Origin of the sequence: Nocardioides sp. (assembly GCF_036374615.1) — a bacterium.
Taxonomy (GTDB): domain Bacteria; phylum Actinomycetota; class Actinomycetes; order Propionibacteriales; family Nocardioidaceae; genus Nocardioides.
Genome location: NZ_DASUTK010000219.1, coordinates 1 through 19,852, shown reverse-complemented (window position 1 = coordinate 19,852; position 19,852 = coordinate 1). Strand labels below are relative to the sequence as shown.

At 70.4% G+C, this 19,852-nt stretch carries 18 protein-coding genes; 12 read left to right on the top strand and 6 right to left on the bottom strand.

The genetic code is table 11. The features are described from left to right. The first annotated feature begins 16 nt into the window (after nucleotides 1–16). Nucleotides 17–1,375 (top strand): folylpolyglutamate synthase/dihydrofolate synthase family protein, encoded by a 1,359-nt coding sequence (locus tag VFZ39_RS16915; protein ID WP_330866963.1) that lies wholly within the window; start codon nucleotides 17–19, stop codon nucleotides 1,373–1,375. Continuing rightward, nucleotides 1,372–1,776: a DUF4233 domain-containing protein gene (locus tag VFZ39_RS16910; protein WP_330866962.1), complete on the top strand. Its 405-nt coding sequence runs from the start codon at nucleotides 1,372–1,374 to the stop codon at nucleotides 1,774–1,776. Before VFZ39_RS16915 ends, VFZ39_RS16910 begins: the two co-directional genes overlap by 4 nt. Here VFZ39_RS16910 and VFZ39_RS16905 read toward each other — a convergent pair. Beyond that, nucleotides 1,734–3,026 (bottom strand): MFS transporter, encoded by a 1,293-nt coding sequence (locus VFZ39_RS16905; protein WP_330866961.1) that lies wholly within the window; start codon nucleotides 3,024–3,026, stop codon nucleotides 1,734–1,736. The genes VFZ39_RS16910 and VFZ39_RS16905 overlap by 43 nt on opposite strands. After that, nucleotides 3,023–3,598: an ArsR/SmtB family transcription factor gene (locus tag VFZ39_RS16900; protein WP_330866960.1), complete on the bottom strand. Its 576-nt coding sequence runs from the start codon at nucleotides 3,596–3,598 to the stop codon at nucleotides 3,023–3,025. The genes VFZ39_RS16905 and VFZ39_RS16900 overlap by 4 nt, the downstream gene beginning before the upstream one ends. A 108-nt stretch (nucleotides 3,599–3,706) precedes the next feature. Here VFZ39_RS16900 and ndk point away from each other — a divergent pair, with 108 nt between their 5' ends. The 6 genes from ndk to rodA all read left to right on the top strand — a co-directional run bounded on the left by ndk (nucleotide 3,707) and on the right by rodA (nucleotide 10,323). Continuing rightward, a complete protein-coding gene (gene ndk / locus VFZ39_RS16895; protein WP_330866959.1) occupies nucleotides 3,707–4,129 on the top strand; it encodes a nucleoside-diphosphate kinase in 423 nt (140 codons plus the stop codon). A 402-nt stretch (nucleotides 4,130–4,531) separates the two neighbouring features. Further along, nucleotides 4,532–5,560: a rod shape-determining protein gene (locus tag VFZ39_RS16890; RefSeq protein WP_330866958.1), complete on the top strand. Its 1,029-nt coding sequence runs from the start codon at nucleotides 4,532–4,534 to the stop codon at nucleotides 5,558–5,560. Further along, entirely contained in the window at nucleotides 5,560–6,504 is a 945-nt protein-coding gene (gene mreC, locus VFZ39_RS16885; protein ID WP_330866957.1) for a rod shape-determining protein MreC, read from the top strand. Before VFZ39_RS16890 ends, mreC begins: the two co-directional genes overlap by 1 nt. Further along, a complete protein-coding gene (mreD, locus tag VFZ39_RS16880) occupies nucleotides 6,501–7,016 on the top strand; it encodes a rod shape-determining protein MreD (RefSeq protein WP_330866956.1) in 516 nt (171 codons plus the stop codon). The genes mreC and mreD overlap by 4 nt, the downstream gene beginning before the upstream one ends. Continuing rightward, complete coding sequence (gene mrdA, locus VFZ39_RS16875; RefSeq protein WP_330866955.1) at nucleotides 7,016–9,136, top strand: penicillin-binding protein 2; 2,121 nt, start codon at nucleotides 7,016–7,018, stop codon at nucleotides 9,134–9,136. The genes mreD and mrdA overlap by 1 nt, the downstream gene beginning before the upstream one ends. Then, nucleotides 9,133–10,323: a rod shape-determining protein RodA gene (gene rodA, locus VFZ39_RS16870; RefSeq protein WP_330866954.1), complete on the top strand. Its 1,191-nt coding sequence runs from the start codon at nucleotides 9,133–9,135 to the stop codon at nucleotides 10,321–10,323. Before mrdA ends, rodA begins: the two co-directional genes overlap by 4 nt. Nucleotides 10,324–10,356: 33 nt before the next feature. On the opposite strand, the gene VFZ39_RS16865 is transcribed toward rodA, so the two are convergent. Next, nucleotides 10,357–11,181 carry an alpha/beta hydrolase gene (locus VFZ39_RS16865; RefSeq protein WP_330866953.1) on the bottom strand — a complete coding sequence of 275 codons (825 nt, stop codon included), beginning with the start codon at nucleotides 11,179–11,181 and terminating at the stop codon, nucleotides 10,357–10,359. Between the two features lie 96 nt (nucleotides 11,182–11,277). On the opposite strand from VFZ39_RS16865, the gene VFZ39_RS16860 reads away from it, so the two are divergent. The 3 genes from VFZ39_RS16860 to VFZ39_RS16850 all read left to right on the top strand — a co-directional run bounded on the left by VFZ39_RS16860 (nucleotide 11,278) and on the right by VFZ39_RS16850 (nucleotide 13,647). Next, nucleotides 11,278–11,988: a TetR/AcrR family transcriptional regulator gene (locus VFZ39_RS16860; protein ID WP_330866952.1), complete on the top strand. Its 711-nt coding sequence runs from the start codon at nucleotides 11,278–11,280 to the stop codon at nucleotides 11,986–11,988. 186 nt (nucleotides 11,989–12,174) lie between these two features. After that, nucleotides 12,175–12,681 carry a hypothetical protein gene (locus VFZ39_RS16855; RefSeq protein WP_330866951.1) on the top strand — a complete coding sequence of 169 codons (507 nt, stop codon included), beginning with the start codon at nucleotides 12,175–12,177 and terminating at the stop codon, nucleotides 12,679–12,681. Nucleotides 12,682–12,690: 9 nt separating this feature from the next. Continuing rightward, nucleotides 12,691–13,647, top strand: coding sequence for a calcium/sodium antiporter (locus VFZ39_RS16850; protein WP_330866950.1), 957 nt, complete (start codon nucleotides 12,691–12,693; stop codon nucleotides 13,645–13,647). Nucleotides 13,648–13,825: 178 nt separating this feature from the next. Here VFZ39_RS16850 and VFZ39_RS16845 read toward each other — a convergent pair whose 3' ends face one another. Together VFZ39_RS16845 and VFZ39_RS16840 are read right to left on the bottom strand one after the other, a co-directional pair. Beyond that, nucleotides 13,826–14,596: an SDR family NAD(P)-dependent oxidoreductase gene (locus VFZ39_RS16845; protein ID WP_330866949.1), complete on the bottom strand. Its 771-nt coding sequence runs from the start codon at nucleotides 14,594–14,596 to the stop codon at nucleotides 13,826–13,828. Between the two features lie 67 nt (nucleotides 14,597–14,663). Next, complete coding sequence (locus tag VFZ39_RS16840; protein WP_330866948.1) at nucleotides 14,664–16,637, bottom strand: HAMP domain-containing sensor histidine kinase; 1,974 nt, start codon at nucleotides 16,635–16,637, stop codon at nucleotides 14,664–14,666. A gap of 192 nt (nucleotides 16,638–16,829) precedes the next feature. Here VFZ39_RS16840 and VFZ39_RS16835 point away from each other — a divergent pair, with 192 nt between their 5' ends. Beyond that, nucleotides 16,830–18,800, top strand: a complete 1,971-nt coding sequence (locus VFZ39_RS16835) for a TIGR03960 family B12-binding radical SAM protein (RefSeq protein ID WP_330866947.1) — start codon at nucleotides 16,830–16,832, stop codon at nucleotides 18,798–18,800. 129 nt (nucleotides 18,801–18,929) lie between these two features. Here the strand turns inward: VFZ39_RS16835 and VFZ39_RS16830 are convergent. Further along, on the bottom strand, nucleotides 18,930–19,852 hold a 923-nt coding region (locus VFZ39_RS16830; protein ID WP_330866946.1), incomplete at its 5' end, for an endonuclease/exonuclease/phosphatase family protein.

Sequence of the window (19,852 nt, the reverse complement as noted above, 5' to 3'; positions counted from 1 at the left end):
CCTAGACTCGGGCGTGATGACAGACCTGCCTGCAGCGCGGCTGGCCGAGACCTACGCCGAGGTCGAGGACGCGCTCCTCTCCCGCTGGCCCGAGACCCGGCTCGAGCCGTCGCTCGACCGGATCCGCGCGTTCACCGAGCTGCTCGGCGACCCGCAGCGCGCGTACCCCGTGATCCACCTGACCGGCACGAACGGCAAGACGACGACGTCCCGCATGATCGACACGCTGCTGCGCGCACTGGACCTGCGGACCGGGCGGTTCACCAGCCCGCACGTGGAGAAGATGAGCGAGCGGATCACGATCGACGGGTCCCCCGTGACCGATGAGGAGTTCGTGCGCGCGTTCAACGACGTGGCGCCGTACACCCACCTGGTCGACGCCTCGGCGCTCCACCCGCTCTCGTTCTTCGAGACCATCGTGGGGATGGCGTACGCCGCGTTCGCGGACGCGCCGGTCGACGTCGCTGTGGTCGAGGTCGGGATGGGCGGTGTCTGGGACGCGACGAACGTCGCCGACGGGCAGGTCGCGGCGGTCCTGCCGGTGGCGGTCGACCACGTGAAGTACCTCGGCGACCAACCGACCATGATCGCTCGCGAGAAGGCCGGGATCATCAAGCCGGGTGCCACGGCGGTGATTGCCGAGCAGTCGCTCGAGGTGGCCGAGGTGCTGCTCGGCCACGCGGCCGAGGTCGGGGCCACGGTGGTGCGCGAGGGCCTGGAGTTCGGGGTCGTGTCGCGCGTCCCGGCGGTCGGAGGGCAGGTGGTCACGCTGCAGGGGCTCCACGCGACGTACGACGAGGTGTTCCTGCCGCTCTACGGCGCCCACCAGGCGCAGAACGCCTCGGTGGCGCTGGCCACCGTCGACGCCTTCCTCGGCGACCAGCCCCTCGACGCGGACCTGGTGACGGCGGCGTTCGGCCAGGTCAGCTCGCCCGGCCGGCTCGAAGTGATCCGTCGCAGCCCGACCATCGTGCTCGACGCCGCCCACAACCCGCACGGTGCCGAGGCGACCTCGGCCGCACTGTCCGACTCGTTCGCGTTCGACCCCCTGATCGGGGTCCTCGGCGTGATGTCGGACAAGGACGCGGAAGGCGTGCTGGCGGCGTTCGAGCCCTACCTGGACCACGTCGTCTGCACCCAGAACGCCACGCTGCGCGCGATGCCGGCCGAGGAGCTCGCTGTCGTGGCTCGCGACATCTACGGTGACCAGCGGGTGACCGTGGTGCCGAGGCTGGCCGACGCGATCGACGAGGCGTCGGCCCTGGCCGAGGCCGGGGGAGCGGCCTCGGGGTCGATCGGCTCGGGCGCGGTGCTCGTCACGGGCTCCGTCGTGACCGTCGGCGAGGCCCGCACCATGCTCAAGGGGCGCGGATGAGCGAGAACACGGGGACCCAGGCGCGGTCCCCCCGGCGGGGCATGTGTGCGGCCGTCCTCGCACTCGAGGGGATCGTGCTCGGCCTGACGACGCCGGTCATGGTGACCCTTGCCGACGTACCCCTCGGCACCGCCCTCGCCGTCGGGCTGGGGCTGGCCGCTGCGTGCCTCGTGCTCGCCGGCGCCCTGCGCTCCGAGGCGGCCTACGGCGTCGGCTGGGTGCTGCAGGTCGCCGCGGTGGCCCTCGGGTTCGTCGTACCGGTGATGTTCTTCCTCGGGGCGCTCTTCGGCCTGCTGTGGGGGATCGCCTACTTCCTCGGCCGCAAGATCGAGCGCGAGAGGGCCGCGGCGTACGCCGGCTACGACCCGGACGCGGGCGAGACCTCCTCCGGCACCGCCTGACCCCGCTGCCGCTCGGCCTGCAGGGCCGGCAGGTAGAGGAAGGCGCCGAACACGCTGAACGCGCCGGCCGTGACCATCGCGGTCTGGGTGTTGACGGCGTCCGCGAGCACGCCCAGCAGCGGCGCCGAGATCGAGAACGCAGCGAACCCCACCATCGAGTTCATCGACAGCACGGTCGCCCGGTTGCGCGCGACCGCCTCTCGGTGCAGCAGGCTCAAGTGCATCGGACCGGCGGTGCCGTGCAGTGCGTAGGTGAAGAAGTACGCCGCGATGAGGGCCACCGGACCGGCGACCAGACCCATCACGACCGCACCCAGCCCGTTGAGGATCCGCGACAGGATTGCGGTCCTCGTCACGCCGATCCGTCGGCTCGCCAGTCCGGCCAGCGCCGAGCCGAGGGCGAACACGCCCCAACCGACCGCCGCGACGGGGCCCATCAGCGCACCGGCCTGCTCCTCGCCGCCCACGAGCTCGGCCAGCCGGATCGGCTGGAACGTCTCGAAGACGACCATCCCGGTGGACCAGAAGATCTCCACCAGCACGATCCCACGCAGCACCCGGTTGCTCGCCAGCATGCCGATTCCCTCGCGGATCACGACCGGCGCCTCGCGGACCGACTCGGCAGCACGCCGCGCGCCGGTCGCGTCGACATGCGTCCGCGGCTCGTGCATCACAAACAGCACGATGAGCAGGTGCGCCACGTTCAGGGCCGCCCAGACCAGCAGCGGCAGCAGCAGTGCCGAGCTGCTCGGCAGCGGGTCCCAGGCGATCAGGCCGCCGGAGAGCACTGAACCGACGGCGATGGAGCCGCCGAGCACGGTGCTCTGCGCGGCCAGCGTCTGGTCGACGTCGGCACCGGGCTTGGTCACGTGGACGATGTCGACGTACCACGCCTCGAGCGGGCCTGAGTCGAGCGCCCGGAAGACACCGAACAGGGCACCCGCGATCGCGAAGGTCCAGAAGGAGTCGGCGACGATGACGACCACGCTGGAGACGATGTTCACGACCGCGGACACGATGTAGACCGGCCGGCGACCGAACGCGTCGGCGAAGCCGCTGGTCGGCAGCTCGAGCGCGAACACCACGAAGCCCATGAACGAGAACGCCAGCAGCGCCTGAGAGATGGTGAGTCCTTGCTGAAGCGGCCACAGCGTCATCGCGCCCACCACGAGCCCGACCGGGAACCAGCGGGTGAAGGTCAGGGTGAGGAACGCATTGCGGGCCGCCTTGGGGGAGAGGATCTCGGTCACGACGCACCTCCCGGACGCCGCTCGTCGGCCGGGAGCAGGATGATGTGGACCAGCACGTCGCTCGCATCGGGATCGCCGGCGCCGGCGTGCCGGTACCGCGTGACCACGTCATGGATCTCCTTGCGCAGCGCCGCGGCCTGTGCCGCGGTCACATGGACGCCGTCGTCGCCGTAGCCGAGGGCGTCGCGCCACTCCTGGGGCCAGGCGCGCTCAGCTGCGAACCACCGGTCAGCGCGGGCCTGCATCTCGGAGGCGTAGTGCCGGCCCAGCCAGGACAGTGACGCCTCGGCGTCCTCGTCACCGACGAAGTCGCTCGGCGTCCACTCGTGGCCGCGGCTCGAGGCCTCCCACACCCGGCGCTTCCCGGAGCCGGTTCCGGTGTCGGTGACGAGGCCGACCGCCTCGAGCTTGCGCAGGTGGTAGCTGGTGGCGCCGGTGTTCGTGGTCAGCCGGTCGGCGAGCTCGGTGGCGGTGGCGGCGCCGTTCATGCGGAGCTCGGACAGCAGCCGCGAACGCAGCGGGTGGGCGAGCACCCGCAGCGCGGCGGCGTCGAGGTGGATCACGTCGGTCATGGCGTACACACTAGGTGTGCACACTATCTATGCACAAGTTCTCTGCACAGACTTTCTGGACGCGTCCCGGTGGGTCGGCCCTGCGTGGCCCTCGCTAGGCTCCGCGGCATGGCTCTGGAGCGCACGCTGGTCCTCGTCAAGCCCGACGGCGTACGCCGTGGCCTCGTCGGCGAGGTGGTGCGCCGGATCGAGAGCAAGGGCTACACCCTGGCCACCCTGGAGCTGCGCTCGGCGACGCCCGAGCTGCTGGCCGGACACTACGCCGAGCACGAGGGGAAGCCGTTCTACGACCCGCTGGTCGAGTTCATGCTCTCCGGCCCCGTCGTCGCGATGGTCGTGGAGGGTCAGCGCTGCATCGAGGGCTTCCGAGCGCTCGCCGGCGCCACCGATCCGACCGTGGCGCTTCCGGGGACGATCCGCGGCGATCTCGGGCGCGACTGGGGCCTCGCGGTGCAGCAGAACCTGGTGCACGGGTCGGACTCGCCTGAGTCGGCCGGGCGTGAGATCGGACTCTGGTTCCCCGACCTCTGAGGCGCGAGCCGTCAGCTCTGCAGGTCCGAAGTGGGCCGAGCCGTCAGTTCTGCAGGTCCGAAGTGGGCCGAGCCGTCAGTCGTGCAGGTTGCGATGTGGGCGAGCCGTCAGTTCTGTGGGTTCGTGCCGGCACGAGTGAACGGTACGGGGGTTCTGGACCTGCACGAGTGACGGCTCGGGGGGTTCTGGACCTGCACGGGTGACGGCTCGGGGGGTTCTGGACCTGCACGAGTGACGGCTCGGCGTTCGTCACATCCGCATCAGGAGCACCAGGGGTCTCCGCGTGTCCTGCCGGGTTGAGCCGCCGCGCGAACTTACGCTCCTCGCAGGTGCCTCGGCCCACACCGTCTGGTCGTCGTACCGACCTTCCCCGGTTCAACGAGCGAGCGCGAGGCACTCCGCATGGCGAACAGTTTCATCGGCCGTGACATGGCCGTGGACCTCGGCACCGCCAACACGCTCGTCTACGTCCGCGGCAAGGGCGTGCTGCTCGACGAGCCCAGCGTCCTCGCGCTGAACGACAGCACGGGCGAGATCCTCGCCGTCGGACACGAGGCGAAGCGGATGATCGGGCGCACCCCCGACAACATCACGGCCATCCGCCCGCTCAAGGACGGCGTGATCGCGGACTTCGAGGCGACCGAGCAGATGCTGCGGTTCTTCATCCGGCAGGTCCACCGCCGGCGCTACTTCGCCAAGCCCCGGATGGTGGTGTGCGTGCCAAGCGGCATCACGGCCGTGGAGCAGCGGGCCGTGAAGGAGGCGGGCTACCAAGCGGGCGCCCGCCGGGTCTACATCGTCGAGGAGCCCATGGCCGCCGCGATCGGCGCTGGGCTCCCGGTCCACCAGGCCACCGGGAACATGGTGGTCGACGTCGGCGGAGGCACCACCGAGGTCGCGGTGATCAGCCTCGGCGGCATCGTCACCAGCCTCTCCATCCGTACCGCGGGTGACGATCTCGACCAGGCGATCGTCGCGTGGATGAAGAAGGAGTACTCCCTCATGCTCGGCGACCGGACTGCCGAGGAGGTCAAGATGACGCTCGGCTCGGCCTTCCCGTTGCCCGACGAGCCGGAGGCGGAGATCCGCGGTCGCGACATGGTGTCGGGGCTGCCCCGAAACGTGGTGGTGTCGAGCGCGGAGATCCGGCAGGCGCTGGAGGAACCGCTGCATGCCATCGTCGACGCGGTGCGCGCCACGCTCGACCAGACGCCCCCCGAGCTGGCCGGCGACATCATGGACCGGGGGATCGTGCTGACCGGCGGCGGTGCGCTGCTGCGCGGGCTCGACGAGCGGCTGCGGCACGAGACCGGGATGCCGGTCCACCTCGCCGAGGACCCGCTGGTGAGCGTCGCGCTCGGTGCCGGCAAGTGCGTCGAGGAGTTCGAGGCGTTGCAGCAGGTCCTGGTCTCCGAGCCCCGGAGGTACTGATGCGTTTCGACGGGGGGCTCAACCGCTACCGCGAGCGTCGCTGGCGCAGCCACCAGGACCTCGACGAGCCAGGGCGCCCGTCGCGGGCGCTGCTCGTCGCACTCGTCCTCGCGAGCATCTCGCTGATCACCCTCGACCACCAGGGCGGCGCCGACTCGCCGGTCGAGCCCGTGCGGAGCGCCGCCGGCGAGGTGTTCGGGCCGCTCGAGTCCGGCACAGCCGCGGTGATCCGGCCGATCGCGGCGATCCCAGGCTGGTTCCGCTCGCACGACTCGCTGCGCGCCGAGCTGAGTGCGCTGGAGGCCGCGAACGCCGAGCTCCGATCCGAGGTCGCGACCTCCGGCTACGACCGCAACCGGTTGGCGGAGTACGACGGCCTCACCGTGGCCGCCGAGAACCTGGGCTTCGCGCTCGTGCCGGCTCGGGTGGTGGCGGTCGGACCGTCGCAGGCCTTCAGCCGCACCGTCACGATCGACGCCGGCTCCGACGCGGGCATACGACCGGACCAGACCGTGCTCAACAACGACGGGCTCGTCGGCCGCGTGCTCCGCACCACCCGCACCACAGCGACCGTGCTCCTCATCATCGACACCGGGTCGACCGTCGGGGGCCGGGTCGGCAGCTCGATGAAGATGGGCTTCCTCGAGGGGCGCGGCGATGTCGGCGACAGCGGGCTGCTGGACCTCGAGCTGGTCGATCGCGCCGAGGTGCCCGCCAAGCACGACGTGGTCGTCACCTGGGGGAGTGACGGCGGGGCGCCGTACGTCTCCGGGGTGCCGGTCGGTCGCGTCGCGACGGTGTTCTCGAGCATCCGGGAGATGTCCCAGCGCGCCGTCATCGAGCCGTTCGTCGACTTCGGCGCTCTCGACCTGGTGGGCGTGGTCGTACCGTCCGGCACCCGCAGCGACCGAGCCGTGATCGAGGCGGACGGGAGCCTGCGATGACTCTCGCCCGCACTCTCACCGCGGTCGCGGCGATCGTGGTCGCCCTGGTCCTGCAGGTCACCGTCTTCCCGCACGTGGCCTGGCAGGGCATCGTCCCGAACTTGGTGCTGCTCGTCGTGGTGGCCGCGGCCCTCACACGAGGTCCCGAGTTCGCGGCGGTCCTGGGTTTCGTGGGCGGCGTCGCGCTCGATCTCGCACCACCCGCCGACCACGTGGCCGGCCGCTGGGCGCTCGCACTCGTGCTGGTCGGCTACCTGGCCGGCCGGCTGCGGCAGACCCAGAAGCCCACCACCACGACGGTCGTACTCACCGTCGCCGGTGCGTCCTTCGTCGGCTCCTCGGTGTTCGCCCTCACCGGCATGCTGCTCGACGACCCCGGCACCGATGTCGGGGGACTGCTGACGGTGGTGCTGGTGGCGGTCGTGTGGGACGTCCTGCTCACGCCGTTCGTGCTTCCGCCGCTGCTCGGGTTGTTCCGGAAGCTCGAGCCCGAGCAACGGGTTCTTGCCTGATGGCCGGTGTCGAGGGTCGCAGCCGGCTGCGGCTGGTCGTGATCCAGGCCCTGGTCTTCTCGCTCTTCGCCACGCTTTTCGTCCGGCTGTACTACCTCCAGGTCGTCAGCGGCGACGAGTACCACGCTCAGGCGGCCGACCAGTCGGTCCGCGAGATCGTGGTCCAGCCGCAGCGCGGCCTGGTCGTCGACGCCCAGGGCCGACCCCTGGTCGCCAACCGCGCGTCGTGGGTCGTCTCGATCGACCGCACCATGCTCGACAAGCTCACCGTCCGCCAGCAGCGGGTGCTGCTCGACCGCGTGGGCGGGGCCACCGGCCAGCCGCGCGGCCGGATCCAGCGGCAGCTCGTCACCTGCGGCGACGACGGCAGTGTTCCCGGCGTGTGCTGGAACGGCTCGCCGTACCAGCCGGTGCCGATCGCCCAAGACGTCCCGCAGCGGACCGCGCTGCGGATCCTCGAGCAGCCCGAGGACTACCCCGGCGTGATCGCGGAGCAGCAGAGCGTCCGCGCATACCCGCGCCCCTACGGCATCAATCTCGCGCACGTGCTCGGCTACCTCAGCCCGATCACCGAGGACGAGTACGACCGCGCCCGCGCGGACGGCGACCGCTCGGTGAACGGTGCCTCGGCAGTGGGCCGAGCCGGTGTCGAGAAGCAGTACGACGAGTGGCTGCGCGGCATGCCCGGCTACCGCCGGGTCGCCGTCGACTCCATGGGCCGGGTGCTCGGCGAGGAGGACGAGATCGCCGGCCAGCCAGGCGACACGCTCGTCACCTCGATCGACGCGAAGGTCCAGGGCGTCGTCGAGAAGCAGCTCGCGGCGACGATCCGCACCGCACGGCAGACCCGCGACGAGGTGACCGGCCGCAACTACGAGGCCGACGCCGGTGCCGTGGTCGTGATGGAGGTCGACACCGGTCGGATCGTGGCGATGGCCAGCCAGCCGACGTACGACCCCGAGGTCTGGGTCGGCGGCATCAGCAAGAAGCAGCTCGCCCGGCTGTACTCCGAGGCGGCGGGCACGCCACTGCTCGGTCGCGCCACGCAGGGGCAGTTCGCCCCGGGGTCGACCTGGAAGCCGTTCATGACCGCGGGCGCGATGACGCACGGGTTCGGTCCCGAGACCCGCCTCGAGTGCTCGTCCGGGTTCCAGGTCGGCAACCGGGTGTTCAAGAACTACGAGTCCGGCGCGTACGGGTCGATCGGGTTCGACCGCGCGCTCGAGGTCTCCTGCAACACGTTCTTCTACCGGGTCGGCTACCACTTCTGGCAGAAGCTCGGCTCCGACGTCGACGACGTCACCGCCAAGGACCCGCTGGTCGACGAGGCCATGACCTTCGGCTTCGGCGGCGAGACCGGCGTCGACCTGCCCGGCGAGGCCTCGGGTCGGATCGCCGACCGGAGGTGGAAGCGGCAGTACTGGAAGCAGATGAAGGACTACTACTGCGGCATCGCCTCGAAGCCGCAGGACGCCGACACCAGCGACTTCGTCTACAAGTTTTCCCGCGAGTTCTGCATCGAGGGTTACGCCTACCGGGCCGGCGACGCGGTGAACTTCGCGATCGGTCAGGGCGACACGATCGTCACCCCGCTGCAGCTCGCGCGGGCCTACGCCGCGCTGGCGAACGGCGGCACGTTGTACGCGCCGAGGATCGCGAAGGCGATCGTGAGCCCGGACGGGACGGTGCTCAAGCGCATCCGGCCCCGGAAGGTCCGCGACGTGGGACTGCCCACATCGGTCGTCAACTACATCGACAACGCGCTCAAGGGCGTGAGCCTGCGCGGCACGATGAGCTGGCGGCTGCTGGACTTCCCGCTCGAGCAGGTCCAGATCCGCGCCAAGACCGGCTCCGCGGAGGTCTACGGCAAGCAGTCGACGTCGTGGGTGGCGTCGTACACCGACGACTACGCGGTCGTCATGATGGTCAGCCAGGGCGGAACGGGCTCGGGGACGTCGGGCCCGGCCGTCCGGGCGATCTACGAGGCGCTGTACGGCGTCGACGGAATGACGATCGACGCGGCTCGCGCCGCGATCCCCGGTGTCGTTGCCCCAGACGACCTCCCGTCCTTCCGCCGCGACGGCTCGATCCTCCCGCCGCGGACCAGGCGGTCGCGATGAGCGCGCGCAGCGGCCGACCCGCCCCGCTGCTGCGGGTGCCCGGCCTCGACTGGGTCCTGATGGCGGCCGTCGCCGGACTCCTGGTGCTCGGGACGCTGCTCGTCTGGTCGGCCACCTCCACCCGGATCGACCTGACCGGCGGCGACTCGGGGGCGTACCTCCGCAAGCAGCTGGTCAACATCGCGATCGGCCTGGTGCTGATGGTGATGGTCCTCGCCACCGACCACCGGTGGGTGCGGATCCTGGCGCCGCTGGCCTATCTCGCGTCGGTCGGGGGGCTCGTGATGGTGCTGACCTCGGGATCGACGATCAACGGCTCGCGCTCGTGGATCCAGGTCGCGGGGATGTCGATCCAGCCGGCGGAGCTCGCCAAGCTCGCGGTGGTGATCGGGATGGCGCTGGTCGTGGCCGAGCGGTCCGAGGGGCGACGCGATCGGCCGGTGGGCTGGGTCGACGTGGTGCTCATGCTGCTGATCGCCGGACTGCCTGCGGCGCTGATCCTGCTGCAGCCCGACCTCGGCACGATGCTGGTGCTCGCGGCCACCGTGTTCGGAGTGCTCGCCGCGGCCGGTGCCCCGCGCCGCTGGCTGGCGCTGCTCGGCGGCGCCGGGATCACCGCCGCGGTCGCCGCGGTGGCGGGCGGGATGCTCAAGGACTACCAGGTCGACCGCTTCCTCGCGTTCACCAACCCCGACCTCGATCCGCGCGGGGCCGGCTACAACACCGAGCAGGCGCGGATCGCCGTGGGCAACGGCGGGCTCTTCGGCGAAGGGCTCTTCGGTGGGTCCCAGACGCGGTCGGGGTTCGTCCCCGAGCAGCACACCGACTTCGTGTTCACGGTCGCGGGGGAGGAGCTCGGGCTCCTCGGCTCCGGGCTGCTCATAGCGCTGCTCGCGGTCGTGGTCTGGCGGGCGCTCGTGATTGCGGGTCGCGCCGAGGACGCCTTCGGCCGGATCGCCGCCGCCGGCATCGCGTGCTGGCTGGGCTTCCAAGCGTTCCAGAACATCGGGATGTGCCTCGGCATCATGCCGGTCACCGGCGTACCGCTGCCGTTGGTGTCGTACGGCGGCAGCTCGATGTTCGCCACGCTGCTCGCGGTCGGGCTGTTGCAGAACATCCACCTGCGCTCCTCGGTCAGCCCGGCTGCCCGTTACCCGGTCCCGAGCCGGGTCCTCGTCCGCCGCTGACCCGATCGAGGCGGTGCCGGCCCAGAGGGTGGCTCACGCCACGAGCACCTGGCGCAGGCGCGCGGCGAAGGCCTCCGGGCCTTCGGCGAATCCGACGTGACCACCCGGGAAGGTGGTCGGCTGGATGCCGAGGTCGGCGGCCAGCGCCCGCGACGTGCGGTCGCAGAGCTCGTCCGTCGACTCCTCGCCGATCGCGATGATCAATCTCGTCTCGGTAGCCCTCAGAGCAGCGAGGTCGGGCATCCAGAACGTGGTCGCTCGCTCCATCCTGGCGAAGGAGAAGCGTTCGTCGGCTGCTGCCTGGCCCTCGATCGGTCCGCCGAACATCGCTTCGAACGTCTCGTCCGGAAGCCGGATGTTGGCCGTCGCCATGAACTTCTCCCACGCGCGCCGACGGTCACCGGCCAGATAGGTCTCGATCATGTCGTCGGTCTGGCGCCGCAGCTCGGCGCTGTCGTCGAGCAGTCCGGCCAGGGGCGGCTCGTGGGCGATCACGGTGTCGGCGAGCTCGGGGTGCGCCTGGATGAGCGCCAGCCCACTGACCGCGCCACCGCTCGAGCCGAACACGGTCGCCCGGCCCACGTCGATGTGACGCAACAGGGCGGCGAGATCGTCGGCCCGCATCTCCGGGGTGACGTCTCGGTTGCCGTCCCTGACGGTGCTGCGACTGATTCCCCGAGGATCGCTGGTGAGCACTGTGTGATCGGCGGCGAGCAACTCGGCCAGGGGGGTGAAGGAGGCGGCGTCCATGGGGGCTGCGTGCAGCGCGATGAGCGGCCCCTGGCCGCGCAGCTCGTAGTAGAGGTCGGCGCCCTCGACGCTGAGGATGGAGGTCGCGGGTCGGGTCGTGGTGTTCAAGGGTGACTCCTGACTTTTTCTGGACTGTTCAGTCCAATATAAGCATTCTGGACGCAAACGTCTAGAATGATTCGGAAGTCGAGCCGGAGGAGATCCGTGAAGCACGCTGAGAAACGGCCGGATCGAAGCAGTCCGGTCGTGGGCGCGCCGGCGGCGGCCCCGCCCGGCCGTCGACGCGGCCGTGGTCCGTCGCTACGCAAGCGGCAGGCGATCCTCGGCGCCGCTCGGGAGCTCTTCTTCCAGCACGGGTACGAAGGCACCAGCATGGACGACGTCGCGGCCCGGGCGGGCGTGTCGAAACAGACCGTCTACTCCCATTTCGTCGACAAGTCACGCTTGTTCAGCGCGCTCGTGACGGCTGACATCGCCGGCAGTGAGACGTCGGCGCACCCGTTGATCGAGGCCATGCCGAACAGCGAGGACGTCGAGCGGGACCTCCGCACGTTCGCACGCGCTCACCTCGAAGACGTGATGCAGCCAGACCTTCTAAGGATGCGCAGGATGCTCATCGGCGAGGCGGAGCGCTTCCCGGAGCTGGCGAAGGCGTGGTACGACGCCGGGCCCGTGCGCTCGTGCGCAGTGTTCGCTTCCTGGTTCGAGGCTCTCGACGAGCGAGGTCTGTTGCGGGTTCCCGACCCCATGCTGGCCGCCCAGCACTTCAACTGGTTGGTCCTGTCCATTCCGGTCAATGCGGCCATGTCGGTCCCTGACGCTGCGCCCCTCTACACGAAACGAGAGCTTCAGTACTTCGCTGACGAGGGCGTCCGGGTCTTCCTAGCGGCATACGGACCCGACGCAGGTTCGTGACCAGGACGAAGGCATCGTGTCGAGCTTGGTGTCGAGCTTGCGCTTGTCATGCTGGCCGGGCCGCTGAGGCCAGGTCGCGCTCATGTGGCGGGGCCTCGGGCGGCTGGGAGGAGTCAGGTGGGCCGAAGTCCGGCAAGATGCTGACGGGGCCGGTCGACCCGGCGGGCGCCGTACGGGAGGAACGAGATGAACCAGGCCGTGCTCAACTCGATGACGGTGGCAGAACAGCGGTTGGTCGCTGAGACCTCGCGCGATGCCCTGGCAGAACTGGACGAGGAAGAACTCCTGGCACTGCACTCGCGGATCCGGCGCGCGCGGGCGAAGTACGTGACGAAGTACCGCCGGAGCGCGAGCGGCGCTGTCGTCAAGCGTGGGGGTAGGGGGTTCAGCTACCCGAAGAACCAGCGTGACCGCGCCAAGGCCGAGATCTTCGAGACCGCCTTGGCCGCCGTCAGCAAGGAGGTCTCGGCGCAGGCGACCCGGGCGGCTGCGGAGCTGAAAGAGTCTCGCCTTGCGGCAGCCAGGTCAGGTACGACGGCGCCGAAGAAGGCCGCTGCCGCTCGACCTGGACGGGACGTGAAGCCCGCCGCGTCGCGACGGCCGACCCCCAAGAAGACCAGTGGCGGGGTGAAGAAGGACGCGTCGAGTCGAGCGGCAGGGGCCCGTCGCCAGGCGCGACGCGACGCCCGCTGACTCCGCTCGATGCTGACCACGCTGCAGATCGCCGCAGGACTCGTCGGGCTGATCGTCGGCGCGGAGGTCCTGGTTCGCGGCGGCACCGGCCTGGCCGCTTGGCTCGGCATCCGCCCCATGATCGTCGGGCTGACCGTGGTGTCGCTGGGCACGAGCGTCCCCGAGCTGGCGGTCGGGATCGATGCGGCCGTGAGCGGCAGTCCAGGGCTCGCGGTCGGAAACATCGTCGGCACCAACCTGGTCAACATCCTGTTCATCCTCGGCCTCAGCGCGCTGCTGGTCCCGGTCGTCTTCCAACGGAGGACGCTCACGTTCGACCTGCCGGTGATGACGGCCGCTGCCCTGGCGCTCTTCCTGTTGTCGCTCGACGGCAAGCTGTCGCGGGGCGAGGGCTTGCTGCTGCTGGGCTGCGCCGTGGCGTACACGTGGGCGCTGCTGCGCGTCAGTCGTCGCGACGCTGACACCGAGCCCATGGACACCACCCCGGTCGCGGACGAACCCCGACCTCGCCCGCTGCGTCACGTCGCGGCCCTGCTTGTCGGGATGGTGGTGATCGTGCTGGGCGCCGACCTCCTCGTCGAGGGCGCGGTGTCGGGTGCGCAGGAGCTCGGGGTCAGCGAGGCGATCATCGGCCTGACGGTGGTGGCGATCGGCACCTCGGCACCCGAGCTGGTCACCACCCTCGTGTCCACCTTCAGAGGAGACCGCGAGATCGCGCTCGGCAACCTGCTCGGCTCGAGCATCTACAACATCGTCTTCGTGCTGGGACTCACGGTGGTGGTCGCACCTCGCGGCGTACCTGTCCCCGACGAGGTGCTCGCCGCAGATCTGGTCCTGATGGCCGTCGTCGCGGTCGCCACGGTGCCGGTCTTCGTCACCGGCGCCCGGATCACCCGGGCAGAGGGCGCGCTCTTCGTCGCGACCTACGTCGGTTACCTGGCCTGGTTGCTTCTGGCTCGGGCGTGAGTGGAAGCGTCACCGAGGTCCGGGCCCAGCGCGGCAGGCCCGCGTCGTCACCGCCGCGAGATCGCGACCCTGAAGCACAAGCTGAGGGCGTTCGAGCGCTGCGCGTCGACAACAGGAGACGACCCTGTGCCTCGGAGCTGTCGGCAGCTCCGACGGTGATCCGGGAGCCCGAGGTGGCTCAGGGTGAGGTGTCTCGCAGCCGGTCGGCCACGAGGTACCCGCCGTCGACCGGGAGCGCGACGCCCGTCACGAAGTCGGACGCCTGCGACGAGAGGAAGACCGCCGGGCCGACCAGGTCGTCGAGGTCACCCCAGCGACCGGCCGGCGTCTTGCGGCGGATCTGGTCCACCAGGCCCTCGGGCATGCCGCGGGTCAGATCGGTCTCGTACCACCCCAGGGCGAGCGCGTTGACCTGGATGTTCTCCGGGGCCAGCTCTACGGCGAGCGCCCGCGTGAGGCCGAGCAGTCCGGCCTTGGCTGCGGAGTAGTCGGCGAAGTCCGGGGCACCGAAGTGCGAGTACACCGACGCGATGTTCACGACCTTGCCGCCGCCCGTCGAGGCCAGGTGTGGAACGGCGTGCTTGGTGCACAGGAACGCTCCGGTCAGGTGGCTGTCGAGCACGGCACGCCACCCCGCCAGGGACAGCTCCGTGACCGGTCCCCCGCGGAAGCCACCCGCGTTGTTGACCAGGATATGCAGGTCGCCCAGGGTCGACACCACCTCGGTGATGGCCCGCTCGACCGCTCCCTCGTCGGTGACATCGGCCTGCAGCACGAGGGTCTCGTCGCCGAGGACCGCTGCGGCAGCCGCGTTCTTGGCGGCGTCCCGGCCGGTGATCGCCACCCGCGCGCCGGCACGTCGAAGACCGCTCGCCACCGCCAACCCGATCCCACCGTTGCCGCCGGTGACCAGGGCGGCTCGACCCTCCAGGCTGAACAGGTCGTCCATGCCTCGAGGATGTCAGCAATCGCGTGGCGATGCCGCCGCGCAGTGGCCGTGGGTGGCAGCCGGCGTGTCAGGCCGCGGGGAGCGTGAAGGTGAAGGTGGCGCCGCGGTCCGGGTTGTTGCGGGCCCAGATGCTGCCGCCGTGCCGGTTGACGATCCGGCGGCAGAGGGACAGACCGAGTCCGGTGCCGGCGAAGGCGAGGGCGTGCGCCTCCGCGCGATGGAACTCCTCGAACACGCGCTCCTCCTCGCCCGGCGGCAGGCCCACACCTGCGTCGCTCACCTCGACCCGGACGAAGCCGTGCTCGGGGTCCGGGACGGAGCGGATGCTGACATGCGGCCGTTGACCGTCCGGCGTGTACTTCACCGCGTTGCCGATCAGGTTGGCCAGCAGCTGCTTGGTCAGCACGCGGTCGGCCTCGACGACGTGCTCCGCCTCGACCTCGAACGACGGCGCGTAGTCGGCTCCCGCCGCACCGTACGGCGCCATGATCTCCTCCAGCAGCGCGTCGAGCCGCACCCGCGACTTGGTGAGCATTCCGTCGCGCTGCACGGTGTAGGCGAGCCAGTCGTCGATCACCTGGCCCATCCGGGCACTGCTGACCTGCGCCCGCCGATTGAACTGCCGGGCGCTGGCCGGGTCGTCGTCCTCCAGCGAGTCCGCGATGAGCTCGAGCCAGCCGCTGAGGCTGGTCAGCGGGCTGCGCAGGTCGTGGGCCACGACGCCGGCGAACCCGGTGAGCTCGCCGAGCCGCTCGCGTTCGGCGGTGACGTCAGAGAAGAGCACCATGAACTTGCCGGTGTCACCCATCGGCCACGCACCGATCTCGAGGATCCGGTCGGCACCCTCGTTCTGCACGTGCAGCTGGCGGACCGCGGGGTTCTCCGGTCCCGGCAGGTCGGCGTCGGTGGCGGGCTCGCCCGACAGCAGGCGGAGACCGAGGTATCCCACCCAGTCGAGGTCCTCACCGATCGGGATCCGCTTGCCGACCAGGCGGCGAGCGGCATCGTTGTGGAACACGACCCTCCGTCCCTGCTCCATCACGATCAGGCCGTCGGTCATGGTCTGGTAGACCCGTTCCAGCAGAGCCGCCTCCTCCTCGGCGGCCACCCGCTCGCCCTCCGCGGCCGCGCGCTGCGCCTCGAGCTGGCGGATCGCGTCCATCCGCTGGTCCTGGAGCACTGCGAGGTGGATGGTGATGAACGTCGAGGCCGTGATGAGGACGTCGATGACGATCGACCCGGGGATGACACCGTCGTACCCGAACTGGTTGATCGGGTGCAGCGTCGCGAGAGCACCGATCAGCGCGATGAAGAGCGCGTAGACCGCGGCTCCCCGAGGCGTCAGGATCGAACCGGCGACCAGCGCGGGCAGCAGCAGGAACCAGGTCAGCGGGAGCTCGGGGTCGAGGTAGGTCACCCAGATGCAGCCCACGCCGATCGGCACGAGCAGTGCCAGCGCCCAGCGCGGGGCGCGGTCGCCGACGAACGGGCCGTCGGCGTAGAACACGCACAAGAAGGTCACGCCGCCGACGTAGGCGTAGACGGTCCCTCGGATGATCCACCACAACGTCAACCGGTCGAGCTCGCCCACCTCGAGGTACGGCATGCCGCCGAGCAGCGCCACCACGGTGGTGGCGGACAACGCCGTGGCCAGCAGCGCGAGGTTGGAGGCGGCATCGGTCGGCGCCCAGCCCCGTCCCCGCTGGAACCAGGAGTAGAGCACCAGCATCAGGACGGCGCCGCCGACGTTGACGAAACCCATCCAGGCGGCGTCGAGCGGCTCCCAGCCGAAGAGCAGCGCGACGCCGACGAACAGCAGCACTTGTGCCGCGACATGCCACACGACGTCGAAGGAGGGCCTGCTCTTCCCGTCCCACACGGTCGCCAGCCACACGAAGGCGGCGGCCAGGCTGGGCCACATCTCCGTAGGTGTGTTCGGACGCGGCACGTCCGCCAGCGCGAGCGGTGTTAAGGCAAGCGTCAGCACAACCACGAGCACCAAGCGGCGCGCGGCGATGCTGGTCCCCTCAGCGTTCCCCACGATTACCCTCCGAACCACGGATGGTAGGCGCTCGCGGGTCGCTGCCGCAGGAGATGTCGGGAAGCGGTCCATACGACTTGCCGCTCCTCAGCAGCCTGGCGTGCTCCGGGATGTGCCGCTGCCCGACGACCGACGTACCCTGGGCAGGTCCTTCAGAAGCCCGCCCTTCCCCAGGTCCTCAGAGGTGTGCCCGTGTCCGTCGCGTCGGTGTTCCCCCGGCTCGAGCCCAAGCTTCCTTCGGTCCAGAAGCCGATCCAGTACGTCGGCGGCGAGCTCAACTCCACGGTGAAGGACTGGGACTCGGTCGACGTGCACTGGGCGCTGATGTACCCCGACGCCTACGAGGTCGGGCTCCCGAACCAGGGCGTCGCGATCCTCTACGAGGTGCTCAACGAACGGGACTGGATCCTCGCCGAGCGCACCTACTCGGTCTGGCCGGACCTCGAGTCCGTGATGCGCGCTGGCGACGACGCCGGTCCGATCCCGCAGTTCACCGTCGACAGCCACCGGCCGGTGCGCGCGTTCGACCTTCTCGGCGTCTCGTTCTCCACCGAGCTCGGCTACACGAACCTGCTCACGGCGCTCGACCTCGCCGGCATCCCGCTGCGCGCCGTCCATCGCACCGACGACGACCCGCTCGTGATCGCCGGCGGCCACGCCGCGTTCAACCCCGAGCCGGTCGCCGACTTCATCGATGCTGCTGTCCTCGGTGACGGCGAGGAAGTCGTGCTCGCGATCAGTGACGTGGTGCGCGAGTGGAAGAACGAAGGCCGGCCGGGCGGGCGCGACGAATTGCTGCGGCGCCTCGCGGTGGGCGGGTCCGTCTACGTCCCGGCGTTCTACGACGTGACCTACGCGGCCGACGGAAAGATCAAGGAGGTCGTCCCGAACCGGCCCGGCATCCCGCACCGAGTCCGCAAGCACACCTTGATGGACCTCGACGCCTGGCCCTACCCCGCGAAGCCGCTCGTGCCGCTGGCCGAGACGGTGCACGAGCGCTACAGCGTGGAGATCTTCCGCGGCTGCACCCGTGGCTGCCGCTTCTGCCAAGCCGGCATGATCACCCGCCCGGTTCGCGAGCGCTCGATCAACACGATCGGCGACATGGTCGAGAACGGCATCAGGCAGTCGGGGTTCGAGGAGGTCGGGCTGCTGTCGCTGTCGAGCGCCGACCACACCGAGATCGGCGACATCGCCACCGGCCTGGCCGACCGCTACGACGGCTCGAACATCTCGTTGTCCCTGCCGTCGACGCGGGTCGACGCCTTCAACATCACGCTCGCGAACGAGTTCTCCCGCAACGGCCGCCGCTCGGGCCTGACGTTCGCCCCGGAGGGCGGCTCGGAGCGGATGCGCAAGGTCATCAACAAGGCCGTGACCGAGGAGGACCTGATCCGGACCGTCGCCACGGCGTACTCCCACGGCTGGCGGCAGGTGAAGCTCTACTTCATGTGCGGTCTCCCGACCGAGACCGACGACGACGTGCTCGAGATCGCCGAGCTCGCCAAGAAGGTGATCGCGAAGGGTCGGGAGGTGTCGGGCCGCAACGACATCCGCTGCACCGTGTCGATCGGCGGCTTCGTGCCCAAGCCCCACACGCCGTTCCAGTGGGCCGCCCAGCTCGACCACGAGACCACCGACGAGCGGCTCCGGCTGCTCCGGGAGACCGTCCGCGCCGACAAGCGGTTCGGCCGCGCCATCGGCTTCCGCTACCACGACGGCAAGCCGGGGATCATCGAAGGGCTGCTGTCTCGCGGCGACCGGCGCGTCGGTCGTGTGATCGAGGAGGTGTGGCGCGACGGTGGCCGGTTCGACGGGTGGAGCGAGCACTTCTCCTTCGAGCGCTGGACCGAGTGCGCGGAACGTGCCCTGTCCGCCCTTCCGGACGGTGAGGGCGGCGTAGACCTCGACTGGTACACGGTGCGCGAGCGTGACTACGACGAGGTGCTGCCCTGGGACCACCTCGACTCCGGGCTCGACAAGGACTGGCTGTGGGCGGACTGGGAGGACTCCCTCGCCGCAGCCGCCGACCCCGACGGTGTCGAGGACGTCGAGGACTGCCGCTGGACCCCGTGCTACGACTGCGGCGTCTGTCCCGAGATGGACACTGAGATCCAGATCGGTCCCACCGGCCAGAAGCTGCTGCCGCTGAGCGTCGTCTGAACGCAGGGTCACGGGAGCCGACGTGTGGGTCGGCGGTGGCTGGGGCACCGGTGGCGCGGCTGGCTCACCGCTGGCCCGGTGGACTCGAACGCAAATTAGGCGCCGGCCGGACCTCGAAGTCCTCAGACCTCATTGACAGCGCTGCGGCAGCAGGTCGTACGTCGTCATGACGCCACGGTGGTCGCTCACGAAGCTCACCAGCACCCTCGACCGCACCGGTACGAACGACTCGTCAGCCAGCACGTAGTCGATCCGCCGGTGCGGCGAGGCCGCCGGAACGGTCAGGCCCTCGTCCCGACCCACGAGCGACCAGCCGTCGACGAGTCCGGCTAGCTCCAGCACCCGCACCGCAGGCATGCCGGGCTCCGCGTTCAGGTCACCGCCCAGCACCACGGGCCACGAGGAGCGGCGCACGCTCGCCGCGACTACTCGCGCCTGTGCCCGGCGCGCGTGGCGAGAGGCGTGGTCGAAGTGGGTCGAGAAGACGTCGACCTGCTGCCCGTGCACGTCGACGGTCGCACGGACCAGGCCACGCCGGTACGCGCCGGACCCGCGGGGGAGGTGGCGCAGCCCCACGTCCACCACGGGCCATCGCGACAGGATCGCGTTGCCGGTGGAGCCGGGCCGGAACCGACGAGTCGGCCCGTACACGTGCGAGTAGCCGAGTCGCCGCGCGAGCCTGCGGGGCTGGTCGACTCCGTGAGTACGCCGGCGACCCTGGTCGACCTCCTGCAGCAGGACCAGGTCGGCGTCCCACGCCCGCAGCTCGGCCGCGATCCGGCCGAGGTCGAGGGTGCCTGCCTTGGTGCGGCCGGAGTGGACGTTGAGGCTGAGGACCGTCAGCCGCTCCGCATCGCCGCGTGGGCAGGGACTCAGCGTCGCTCCGGTCCGGGTGGTCTGCTGCTGCGGCGTCACGTCAGACGCGTCGCTCGTGGTGGTGGAGGTCGTCGCCGGCCCGCCGAGGCCGGGACCGGTGGCGCGGTCGGGGAGGAGCACCAGCGCGGCCCCTGCGATCGCGACCGCCGTCACGACCAGCACGGCCAGCAGGGCCG

Excerpts from the sequence above, each read along its gene's own strand:
- mreC (WP_330866957.1), top strand. The coding sequence starts at position 5,560 with ATGCGTTTCGACGGGGGGCTCAACCGCTACCGCGAGCGTCGCTGGCGC.
- VFZ39_RS16910 (WP_330866962.1), top strand. The coding sequence starts at position 1,372 with ATGAGCGAGAACACGGGGACCCAGGCGCGGTCCCCCCGGCGGGGCATG.
- rodA (WP_330866954.1), top strand. The coding sequence starts at position 9,133 with ATGAGCGCGCGCAGCGGCCGACCCGCCCCGCTGCTGCGGGTGCCCGGC.
- VFZ39_RS16850 (WP_330866950.1), top strand. The coding sequence starts at position 12,691 with ATGCTGACCACGCTGCAGATCGCCGCAGGACTCGTCGGGCTGATCGTC.
- ndk (WP_330866959.1), top strand. The coding sequence starts at position 3,707 with ATGGCTCTGGAGCGCACGCTGGTCCTCGTCAAGCCCGACGGCGTACGC.
- mrdA (WP_330866955.1), top strand. The coding sequence starts at position 7,016 with ATGGCCGGTGTCGAGGGTCGCAGCCGGCTGCGGCTGGTCGTGATCCAG.
- VFZ39_RS16915 (WP_330866963.1), top strand. The coding sequence starts at position 17 with ATGACAGACCTGCCTGCAGCGCGGCTGGCCGAGACCTACGCCGAGGTC.
- VFZ39_RS16890 (WP_330866958.1), top strand. The coding sequence starts at position 4,532 with ATGGCGAACAGTTTCATCGGCCGTGACATGGCCGTGGACCTCGGCACC.
- VFZ39_RS16900 (WP_330866960.1), bottom strand. The coding sequence starts at position 3,598 with ATGACCGACGTGATCCACCTCGACGCCGCCGCGCTGCGGGTGCTCGCC.
- VFZ39_RS16855 (WP_330866951.1), top strand. The coding sequence starts at position 12,175 with ATGAACCAGGCCGTGCTCAACTCGATGACGGTGGCAGAACAGCGGTTG.
- VFZ39_RS16845 (WP_330866949.1), bottom strand. The coding sequence starts at position 14,596 with ATGGACGACCTGTTCAGCCTGGAGGGTCGAGCCGCCCTGGTCACCGGC.
- mreD (WP_330866956.1), top strand. The coding sequence starts at position 6,501 with ATGACTCTCGCCCGCACTCTCACCGCGGTCGCGGCGATCGTGGTCGCC.